The sequence below is a fragment of the Scytonema sp. UIC 10036 genome, from assembly GCF_009725235.1.
Genome location: NZ_WJFC01000318.1, coordinates 1 through 10,603, shown reverse-complemented (window position 1 = coordinate 10,603; position 10,603 = coordinate 1). Strand labels below are relative to the sequence as shown.

Below are 10,603 nucleotides of genomic sequence, written 5' to 3'. Positions count from 1 at the left end.
TTTAATATGAGTAACCTCGTAATTTTAAGGTTTTCTAAAAATTCGTTTAAAGAAATACTGAATTTTTCAAGAAATGATTGATACTGTTGGTAGGTCAAGTTAAGCTGATAAGAATATGAACTGGGTATTCTTTAGTCTTAAAAAATACCATGACCGCTAATAGCTTAACGGGTAGTCAGAGCAATAAATATACTTTTGACTCTGAAAACAAACGACTGGATTTAGATATTGCACAAGAAAGAATATATAACTATTTTATCGAAATTGTCAAAACCTGGGAACCTGAAGATGTTTTGCAAGAATTTAGGCGTCTATTCTTAGGAATTTTTGATGCAGGAAATTCTGATTCTACAATCGGAATTTATGAACTCTTCTTAAAAAGTGATGAACAGGAGTTTCTTCATACACTTAAGCGCTGTTGCTATATTTTAATTAATAATTGGGAAAGCAACAGAAAGCATAAGTATATTCAAGAATTAGTGAATTTATTTTCTAGTTATAAAGATTTTCAGTCAACTATACATATAAAAAAAAGTATTTATATTCAATGGATAGCCAATTTTATTGATAGTGAAGAATATCGACATATTAAGCTTTTTGCGGTTAAAAATATTGACGAGCAATCTCAAACAAATTGGATTCATCGTTATTCTTCTTATCTATTAGTTGCTCAATCTTTAGATGTTAATAATCCAAAGGAGCAACAAGAAGCTGCTATAAAGTTGTCCAGACAACTGAAAGATAAATTTAAGTTTGAATTGGCAATGTATATTGCTCGGTCTCAATCTTCTAGTTCTAGCAACAAGCGGTATAAAAATCCCAGTATTCTAGGAGATAACGTTTTGCACTTAATTAAAGCGATCGTTGTCAAGAGAGGTATATTTAGTTATGAAAATATTGCCAATATATTTCTTCAGCAAACTCAAAATCAAACTTTGAAAGAATTTAAAGAGAGTTTGCAAAAATATTTGATTTTTTCAGTTCAACAACAGAAATTTGTTGAAACTTTAAAAATTCAATTATTAGAATAGCTGTATCTGTGGAAAGCAGAGCAACATGAAGAAATGATTAACAAAGATTTTGTCTTAAGAACTTGTAATAAAGTCATTGATTATTTAACAACAGAAAATGGAAAAGAACCTTCATCGTTATTTGTTTTATTATTGTCTCAAGGTCATCCACTGACATTGGTTATTGTACTTCTGAAAATTATTCTAATTTCTAAAAATTCGCGTATTCATTTGGAAAGTCGCATAGCTTACTTGATTCGTTACTATAATAATTATCCAGAAGATGAATGCAAGTGGTTAATTCATTTTATCGAAATTTTTAATATCACTTTTGCAATTTATGCAGAAAATATTGAGTACAATTTAATTAAGATAAAAGAAAATGAGCCGCTTGCTGAAGACCAATTGAATCTGGATGATTATCATGTTTTTTCTCAGCTAAAGACCAAAACTCTTTAACTTAAGGCTTAAGACTGAAAAAACGTTCATCCAGCCATGCTAAAGTAGCTCCAGCAATTTCAGCAAAAATACTAATTAGGCGATAAAGACCGACAGCACTAATGACTAAAGCTGTGGGAAAATGAGATTGTAAGAGCGCGATCGCAGTTGCTTCAAACACTCCCAAACCACCAGGCGCACCAGGAATAATAAGTCCTAACAACCAAGAAAAGCTAAAAGCCCCAAACAATAAAGGCATATGGCTCAAGTTTAAAGGACTCAGAGCAAAAAGAGTTAAAACAAAACCAAAAGCACGCAAAACCACAAAACCCAATTCTCCTAACAAAAGTCGTAACGGGTAATGTTGAAGAGTAGGAGTTGAGCTTGGAGTAGAATCTAACTTTTTGACCTTCAAGCGTTGCACGATCGCAATTCCCAAGTTTAAAAACTTTGGATGAAGTACACAAAGGACTCCCAGCAAGCAAAAAAGTTGTATTATCTGTAAGTACAGGATAGATTCACTAAGTATAGACTGACTGGTTAGCAAAAAAATAATTAAAGCAGCCGCTGCCATGAGAAGTGGTTCTAACAAAACACTGAGAGTTGCAATTTCTACAGAGACATTAGCATTTTTTGCAGCCAGGATTCTTCTATAGTAATGCCAAACATTTCCCGGTATGTATTTAGAGATATTTGTTTTTAAATAGACTTGAACAAATTCAGAAGAACGTATGGGTTGATTTAAATCTTGAAGAACCCAAACCCAAATCCAACCTGCCCAGGTATGTGCCAGTAATGTTATACCTGATGCAATAGCGAGAATTGCCCAACCCAAAGCATCAATCCGAACAGTCGCAACACCTTGCCAGTTATCCTTAAGGGCTTTTGCTAAAAAAAATAATGTTCCCCCCAAAATTACCCAACGTAAAATTCGCTTTATCATTTTAGTAATTTAACTGATATTTTTGATAATTATACAAATACTTTAACTAAGGTTAGCTCCCTGACTTCTGAAAGAAGTCGAGGAGTTAGTAGCTGAGTTTACATAAATTAATAATCAAATACCCATATCACTATCGAAGCGAACCTTTTTATAGGTAAGAGAAATTCTCTAAAATTACAGAAGCTTATATCCTTCTTAAGTTAGAGAAGAAGAGCAAAGCAGCGTTAAAAGATATGAGACCTTTGCTAGAGGAAAAATTTGGCATTTAATCTGTAATCTTAGTAACTGTTGGTCAAATATTCGCAAATCTTAAGCGAACGGCAATAAAGCGAAGACGAAAAGTTCCATCGTTTAAAAACTTTTAGTGAGGAAATTTTTTGATGCTTTATTGTTGGTTGCATGGGATGACAAGGAGGAATTGGTGAACCGTCTAACAGCTTTTTTAAACAAACTGCGGCTGCGCCAGATTTTAACTGTATTTTTGGCTGGTCTATTGTTGATAGTAAGCACTGCTTGCAGTAATGCAAGTACTCAAGGTGCCAATCCAGAAAACCCCGCCGTACAAGCTGGTGGTGCAAATAACCCTTATAAAGGTGGTGGGGATAAATATACGAATTCAAAGATGTCCAAATCTGGACTAGATCAATCTAACCTACAGCTAAAGTCACCATCAATTGTTGCTACAGCTGTTAATAAAGAAGTCAAACTCTATCCTGGTGCTGAAACACCAGAAGGCAGAGCTTATAAAGAAGCAGAACTGCCTATCAAATCTGCCAAAGACTTTCAACAGCCTGAACCAGGTGGTTTAATTCAGCGTGAGTCTAGTGTTGTAGAACGCGCTCAAGACAGACTTGAGACTGTAGGAAAAGCATTTCAAGATGCTTCAGGATTCATTAAAGATAAGGCGGATGAAGCATCTCAGAGACCAGAAACTCAAAGGAATCCAGCAGCAGGTAAGTAGTTGACAGTGAGTTGTGAACAATCAACAACTGCATTTCATACCAGTTTCTGATGGAAGTTTAAATTAAGTACAAAATACCAAGGAGTAGCACTATGAGAAGAGTAGTTGCTGTGTTGAAAAATTTGCGTCCCCTAAAAGTTTTAACAGCTTTTGTTGCCAGTGTAATCCTGTTCTTAACACAGGCTTGCAACCCTGCAGATGCAACAGCACCTCGTCAAAGCGTAGGAGAACAGTCTGCAAGACCTAATTCCAATGTATACGTGCCAAAAGGCGAGAATCAGCATTCTCCTTATGAAGGGGGAATGAATAACTTCAGTGATGTAGACCCCAGAATTGACTCAGCTAACGTGAAAGCTAAGTCTGAATTTCTCAAAGAAAATGCTGAGAGAAATGTTATTGACGAATCCAGCAACATAGGAGAAGTTAGTCGCCGCATTCTTGGTAAAAAGAATGAGAATGCTAAAGATTTCGGCGACACTCTGCGCGAAGGTGCTCAAAGAACAGCAGATAAAGCTCAAAACACCTCTAGTGATTTCATTAAAGGAACCCAAAGAGGCATTGAAAACATCAAGGACAATGCTGGTAATGCTGCTAGTGAAGCGGGTAGAAGTGCTCGGAATAAAGCTGCAGAAGCAGGAAATGCTGTCAGAGATGCTGTTGACTAATCAGTGAGCAGTAATCAGTGAGCAGTGACCAATAAATAATTGAGTGGAGGCTCGTTGTTACAACGGGTCTCTACTGGTTTTTGTGCTGAGCATACCACTGGTTTAATGCCAGTCGATGAATTTCCCGCCAGGAAATATTATGCTTTCTTGCTAATTCTGCACAGTCTTCGTATTCCGGTTGCACGTTAGAAATAGCTTTGTCTTTTTCCTGACCCGTCCATGCGATTTTAACACGGACTACACCATATTCAATCTCTACTTGTTGAATTTCTCGTGAGAGAATGGCACGCTGTTGAGTAGAACGGCGAATTCCTAGAGTCGTGGTTTCACGGAACACAATCACTTCACAGTTAGGTATATTTTCAGGATGGCAAATAACAGTTAGCAAAATTCCCGGACGGGATTTTTTCATTCCAATGGGTTGGGTAAAAACATCCACTGCACCAGCAGCAAACAATGCCTCAAATAAGTAGCCAATAGCTTGCGGGTTTAAGTCGTCTATTTGAGTTTCCAAAATTGCGATCGTTTCTACACTTGGACTGTGGCCAACGTTTGCTTCACCAAGCCACAAGCGTAAAATATTTGGTATTGGTAAATTGATAGAACCTGCTCCCAATCCTACTTGTTTAATGGTCATTGAAGGTGGCGACCCGAAGTTGACTGCAAGGGTTGTGACAATCGCCGCTCCAGTAGGCGTCACTAATTCCCGTTCAATACCGTTACTATACACCGGACAACCGCGCATTTCCCACAATTTCAAGACGGCTGGTACTGGTACTGCCATCTCACCGTGTGCGGCTTTGACTGTTCCCCCGCCTACAGGTTGGGGCGAACAGTATAGTAAGGGCAATTCTTTCTCATTGCTTTCGATTAATAGCCAATCTAGTCCCAAACAAGTGCCAACAATATCTACAATTGCATCTATTGCACCTACTTCATGAAAATGGACTTTTTCGGGAGGAACGCCATGCACTAATCCTTCTGCTACCGCTAATTGTTGAAATACTGCCAAACTCCACGCTTTGGCACGTGCTGGTAACTCAGCTTTCAAAATCATCTCACTGATTTCAGGTAAGTGGCGTCCGTGATGGTGGCTGTGTTGGGAATCATGGTGATGGTGGTTTATTAAGTTCACATGAACTTTAGTAGCCTGTTGACCATTACGGAGAACTAGTTCCGCCTCGATCTGGTACTCGTGCTCAATTCCCAACTTGTTTAGGTTTTCAGTTAAGTACTCTAAAGGGACGCCCAAGCTGACTAAGCTACCCAGGCACATATCACCTGAAATGCCTGTTGGGCACTGAAAATAAGCAATTTTAGTCATTTGTTAGTGGTTAGTGGTTAGTTGTTAGTAGGGGTGAGACGGCTTTGCGCCCGTACACAAAGTATCACTAACCTTCCTTGTTTACTAGTTCCTTGTGAGGGAGAGAAATTCTCAGGGCTGCTAGATCCCCGACTTCTTTAAGGGTACAGCTGGTCAATAGAGGGTAATACCCCTCATTCGCCACTTTTTGGTCTCTCGTTCCCAGCTTTTAGCTAGGAATGCAGTCAACGAGTCTCTTTCGCCATTCAGGAGGCGGAGCCTCTAGTAAGGCATTCCCAGCCTGAAGCTGGGAACGAGGTGGGGGGTCTGAACTAACCACTAACAACTAACCACTAACAACTAACCACTAACCACTAACAACTAACCACTAACAACTAACCATTATTTATCTCTTATGGCAAAAATTTTCCAAGTTCATCCTGATAATCCGCAATCTCGACGAATAGAAGAGATACAAGCAGAATTGCGACGCGGCGCAGTGATGCTTTATCCTACTGACACGGTTTATGCGATTGGATGTGATTTAAATGTTAAGTCGGCAGTAGAGCGAGTGCGGCAAATCAAACAGTTAGCAAATGATAAACCACTAACATTTTTGTGTCCCTCTCTCTCAAATGTTACGACGTATGCTTTCGTAAAGGACACAGCTTACCGAATTATGAAGCGTCTGATTCCCGGCCCGTATACGTTTTTGCTACCTGCGACTAAGTTAGTACCGAGGCTGGTACAAAATCCGAAACGGAAAACGACTGGAATTAGAGTCCCAAATCACACCGTCTGCTTGGCACTATTAACGGCGTTAGAAAACCCAATTATTTCCACTTCTGCCCACGTGCCTCCAGATGATGATGTAGATGATGAGTTGCTTGAGGTAAAAACAGACCCTTTCCTATCTCGTGTGGAGATGTTCGATCGCTTAGATAAATTGGTAGATGTGATTGTGGATACTGGCGAGGAACCCACGTATGAAGTCTCTACCATTTTGGACTTGACAGGAGAGCAACCAGTTCTGACAAGGCAAGGTTTGGGGTGGGAAAAAGCAGCAATGCTAGTATAAGATTTATACATCACTACTTCATCTGACGATTTCGGATGTCCGTTGGTTCAGCGCTCCAGTTTCACGATTGTCATACTTGTTAAGCTGAAAGTGCAAATAACTCAATCGGGTAAAAAGCCTTGTAGAGTAAGGGTTATAGCCATTTTCATGTGGTGGCAGGTAATCGTATACCACTCACGATCTGGTGGCTTGTGAGAAAAGCGACACAATGCAAGCCCTGTAACTTTTCCGGATTCTCTACAGTCATATATGTAAGCAGTTGCTGATGGCGGTTCTTGACATATGAAGAATATGTAAGTTATTCGTCAGTAGAAGCTTGACACGTCAGTGCTGTTTATGCTTTGTCCTTACGGTGCTATACCACTCCCAGAAACATCATGAAAGCAAACCTCGCCAATCTACCTACTCCAACACCCGATTTCAATCGCGAAGCTTCTACGGAACAATCACAAACTATTAGTACAGATGCCCTAGTGCAAATGTTGTGTCAGGATATGCAAGCTGAGGTAAAAACATCACTTGAGTCCATGGAAGCCGTAGCAAAGCGTATAGCCCGAGAGGTAGAACGTATTTGTGATAAAAGTTCTCGCATTAAAACATCCGGGCAAATTACGTCTTGGTTAGTCACTTTAGCGAGACATCGGTTACAAAAATGCTTACATTACTACCAACTAGGTTCAAAAAAAGGTCGGGTAGAATTACACAGTCAACTGGGTGCGATGGTTTATCGTCACGTTGCTACACCTAACTCTGATTTAGGATTTGATGCCCGTTACAACCTAATTGAAGACTTCTTACAAGCATTTTATTTGGAAGCTATTAAGGCTTTCCGCCGGGAAAATGAATTAGCTGAAAATTACACACCTCGCACTCAATTGGAACTGGCAGAATACATGGCATTTACCGAACAGTATGCCAAGCGTCGCATTAACTTACCAGGCGGTGCTAATCAACAGCTTGTCATATTGCGTGCTCAAGGTTTCGCTCGCCGTTTGCCCCAAGAAACAACAGTCGATATTGAAAGGGCGGTTGAGTCTGGGAAGACTGAAGATTCCGAATCTTACCAACGCAATTCAGCAGTTCAACAAGTGCGTTCTCAAATGATTGCACAACCAAACTTCGATCCGGCTGAAGAATCCGAACGCGATCGCGTCATTTCGGAACTAGTAAAATACTTAGAATCGCAAGGGCAATCTGATTGTGTGGATTACTTAACATTAAAGTTACAAGATTTTTCTGCTCCAGAAATCGATCAAATTCTCGGTCTTACCAGTCGCCAAAGGGATTATTTACAACAGCGTTTTAAATATCATGTGGAGAAGTTTGCCAAACAACACCACTGGCAATTAGTACACCAATGGCTGGGCGCTGGGTTGGAGCAAAAGTTGGGTTTATCCTCTCAACAGTGGGATATATTTTTAAGCCAACTGACCGAACAGCAACGCCAAATACTAGACCTAAAAGCAGAAAAGCAAAGCGACCAAGCGATCGCTAAAGCTGTTAAATGTACACCCAAACAACTACAAAAGCGTTGGACTCAACTGTTAGAACTTGCGTGGGATATTCGTAACGGAAACAGTGAAATTCAGCCCGGTTAAAGTCATGGTTATTTGCATCTACTCTATGAACGCAATATTAACCAATATATTTCTGACTTTACCCTGTGTTTTTAAATGTTTATTATACCTTTCATCTTTTTAGGTTTAACTCAAATTTCTTCTCTATGTTCCCCCGCAAATTATACTATTTTGGATGCGTGGATTTTAGATTTTGGATTGAGACGGCTTTGTTGAGGATTAAGTTCAATCAATATATTTCACAATCTCTTCTCAAAATGGTAGAATCTCTTTGAATTCAGAAAAGTTTAAATTAGGAAGCGGGGGTCTCAAGGGAAGCAAACAACTTCAAGAATCGTCCAATTAATTCTAAAAATAATTAAGCAGATAAAAAACAAGTTTTCTCAAAACTAAAAATTAGATTAGAATTATAAAACCAATCTTAATTAAAAAATCTAGCAAGGGAAACAAAAATTAACTAGTCACCAGTCACTACTCACTGCTCACTGGTGAGTCCAGCGCTGGAACGGGTCTCCCGCACCCTAGCGACTGGCTCTCCCGTTGAGTCACTGGTGTACTTCTCAGTGTATTAAGATAAAATTAGAAAGAGAAACCGACGTACATATTATATCAAAACCGTCTCAAATCAAATGTTTAAAGGATTTTGGGAAAACGTCTTTAGATATCCCCGGTACTTAGTGACTATTCTCTTAGGCGTAGTGTTAAATGCATTTTCGCCTTTGATACCGTTGTTTAAACGCCCAGTGACCTTAGTCGCTCTTTTGGGATTGCTTGGCGGTAGTCTCGTTTTCATCACTCTGACTTTGCGTGCAATGCTCGGCTTAAACCCAGTTTAGTATGAAGTTTAGAGATATTTTCATCATTACAACCTCTTGTGAGGAGATCGATTGTTATGGCTACAGATCGCCGTGTTTCCCGAGTTGCTGAATTAATAAAACGGGAAGTTAGCCAAATGCTGCTTAACGGTATTAAGGATGACCGTGTGGGTACAGGAATGGTAAGTGTCACAGACGTTGATGTTTCAGGCGATTTGCAGCACGCCAAAATCTACGTCAGCATATATGGTTCGGAGGAAGCTAAAGCAGAAACAATGGCTGGGTTAAAGTCGGCGACAGGTTACGTCAAGCGCGAACTAGGTGCAAGAGTTCGCCTGCGCCGCACACCAGAGGTGGTCTTTATTGAAGATCGTTCTATAGAACGCGGTACTAAAGTCCTGTCACTCTTAAACCGATTACAAGAAGAACGGAAGCCTCATCAGGAAGACCAATACCATAAAGATGAAGAATCTTATCTAGAAGATTAAGTAACGTTAAGAACAATCAGCTTTTGGTATATTAGCCAAACACTTTACAGACGCGATCGCCGAGCGTCTGTTTTCATGTTGATATATATAAAATTTAAAGTTAAGGAGTGAAAGACATAAGATATATTAATGATTAACCTTTAAGAGATCCAGCGCTCACAAAATCATGATGAGATCGCTCATTGACTTGAAAACAGGCAGAGGTCAGAAGCTTGAGAATCACCAGACACTCATAAAAGTCAGATAAGGCAACACAACGAAAGGCAAATTATCAACACAGTCTCAGGGTAATTAAACCTATTTCAAATGGAATATGAAACTTAAATTCCTGACTGCTAAACTCAAGCCATTGCTTATTTGGAGGCAAATGTCTCATATGGCAGTAAATGTAAGTTTTGTGTCTATTTCTTTGGTGAGTTACCCAAGCTACCAAAGTCCGAACAGTTTTCCTTAAGAAAAGATTAATAACCCATGATTAGTGGATCTTTGTGTTGTAGGGTAACCTTTGTGTTTTGCAACACTTTATACTCTCTATCCCAACAATTGTTTCAAGGATATTTTCTGTCAAACAGAGACAAAAGACTAGAGATAGTACCTCATGTACTTTGTTGAGTGTGTAACGTAGAAGCTGTCTTCAAGTAATTTATGCTTTACCTAACCTCTATTAAACAAATGCACTACCATATTTACTCTATGTGTAAGACAGACTCAAAAAATGTCAGAGAAATTTGACATTTGTAACATTTCTTCATATAATTTGAGGATATGTAGCGTCAAAATGAAAATAGTTCCGTATATAAAACTACAAAACTGTAGCGACTAGTCTTTTTTTCTGGTGATGTTTGTTCCTAAAAAATTTTGGGAATACTACTTACGTGTTAATCTGTGAGCAAAAAATCATGAGTGTGAATACGGTGCCTTCTATCAGTTACTATTCTTTAGACGTGATACAAGAGGAAGCACGGCGGTTAGTTCAAAGGGGGTTGGTTAGCAGACAGCAGCCAATCTACACCCTGTGCCAATACATTCCAGCTAGAGAGTGGGTCTGCATTGAATGCGAATTGGAAAAGTGTGATTTTTTATTACGCGATCGCATTGCAGATCTGATTGGTCGCGAACAATGGGAAAACGACTAATCAGTTTTCGATTTGATCTATGGATTAGGAACTGATTTCGGATAAGCGTAATTTTGATGGAAAGAGGCTTCATTTTTACTTTGAAGCTTGTTCTTTACTACACCATCAACCCACCAATAACAGAAATTGTCACACAAATATCACTCATGGTGTGTTTGGCGTCAGCAATCAGAATCGGGCTACCGACTC

Annotated in this window: 9 protein-coding genes and 2 pseudogenes; 8 read left to right on the top strand and 3 right to left on the bottom strand. The window is 39.3% G+C overall.

Annotation, left to right across the window (positions count from 1 at the left end):
* Nucleotides 1-149 precede the first annotated feature (149 nt).
* Nucleotides 150-1,469: pseudogene (locus F7734_RS58540) on the top strand (hypothetical protein).
* Between the two features lies 1 nt (nucleotide 1,470).
* Here F7734_RS58540 and F7734_RS58535 read toward each other — a convergent pair.
* Entirely contained in the window at nucleotides 1,471-2,391 is a 921-nt protein-coding gene (locus F7734_RS58535; protein WP_155753344.1) for a lysylphosphatidylglycerol synthase domain-containing protein, read from the bottom strand.
* A 421-nt stretch (nucleotides 2,392-2,812) separates the two neighbouring features.
* Here F7734_RS58535 and F7734_RS58530 point away from each other — a divergent pair, with 421 nt between their 5' ends.
* Entirely contained in the window at nucleotides 2,813-3,352 is a 540-nt protein-coding gene (locus tag F7734_RS58530; protein ID WP_166482808.1) for a DUF6658 family protein, read from the top strand.
* Nucleotides 3,353-3,444: 92 nt separating this feature from the next.
* Nucleotides 3,445-4,017 carry a hypothetical protein gene (locus F7734_RS58525; protein WP_155753342.1) on the top strand — a complete coding sequence of 191 codons (573 nt, stop codon included), beginning with the start codon at nucleotides 3,445-3,447 and terminating at the stop codon, nucleotides 4,015-4,017.
* A gap of 70 nt (nucleotides 4,018-4,087) precedes the next feature.
* Here the strand turns inward: F7734_RS58525 and larC are convergent, their stop codons facing one another.
* The gene (gene larC, locus F7734_RS58520) at nucleotides 4,088-5,341 is read right to left on the bottom strand and encodes a nickel pincer cofactor biosynthesis protein LarC (protein ID WP_155753340.1); all 1,254 of its coding nucleotides are present in this window, start codon (nucleotides 5,339-5,341) and stop codon (nucleotides 4,088-4,090) included.
* Nucleotides 5,342-5,735: 394 nt separating this feature from the next.
* Here larC and F7734_RS58515 point away from each other — a divergent pair, with 394 nt between their 5' ends.
* The 5 genes from F7734_RS58515 (at nucleotide 5,736) to F7734_RS58495 (ending at nucleotide 10,414) form a co-directional block, all read left to right on the top strand.
* Entirely contained in the window at nucleotides 5,736-6,398 is a 663-nt protein-coding gene (locus F7734_RS58515; RefSeq protein ID WP_155753338.1) for an L-threonylcarbamoyladenylate synthase, read from the top strand.
* 377 nt (nucleotides 6,399-6,775) lie between these two features.
* Entirely contained in the window at nucleotides 6,776-7,996 is a 1,221-nt protein-coding gene (locus tag F7734_RS58510) for a HetZ-related protein (protein WP_155753336.1), read from the top strand.
* Between the two features lie 608 nt (nucleotides 7,997-8,604).
* Nucleotides 8,605-8,811, top strand: coding sequence for a DUF751 family protein (locus F7734_RS58505; protein WP_155753334.1), 207 nt, complete (start codon nucleotides 8,605-8,607; stop codon nucleotides 8,809-8,811).
* Between the two features lie 56 nt (nucleotides 8,812-8,867).
* Nucleotides 8,868-9,278, top strand: a complete 411-nt coding sequence (gene rbfA, locus F7734_RS58500; protein WP_155753333.1) for a 30S ribosome-binding factor RbfA — start codon at nucleotides 8,868-8,870, stop codon at nucleotides 9,276-9,278.
* An 899-nt stretch (nucleotides 9,279-10,177) separates the two neighbouring features.
* The gene (locus F7734_RS58495) at nucleotides 10,178-10,414 is read left to right on the top strand and encodes a DUF4327 family protein (protein WP_017749881.1); all 237 of its coding nucleotides are present in this window, start codon (nucleotides 10,178-10,180) and stop codon (nucleotides 10,412-10,414) included.
* Between the two features lie 103 nt (nucleotides 10,415-10,517).
* Here F7734_RS58495 and F7734_RS64910 read toward each other — a convergent pair.
* A pseudogene (locus tag F7734_RS64910) lies at nucleotides 10,518-10,603 on the bottom strand (cation-efflux pump); the annotation flags it as partial.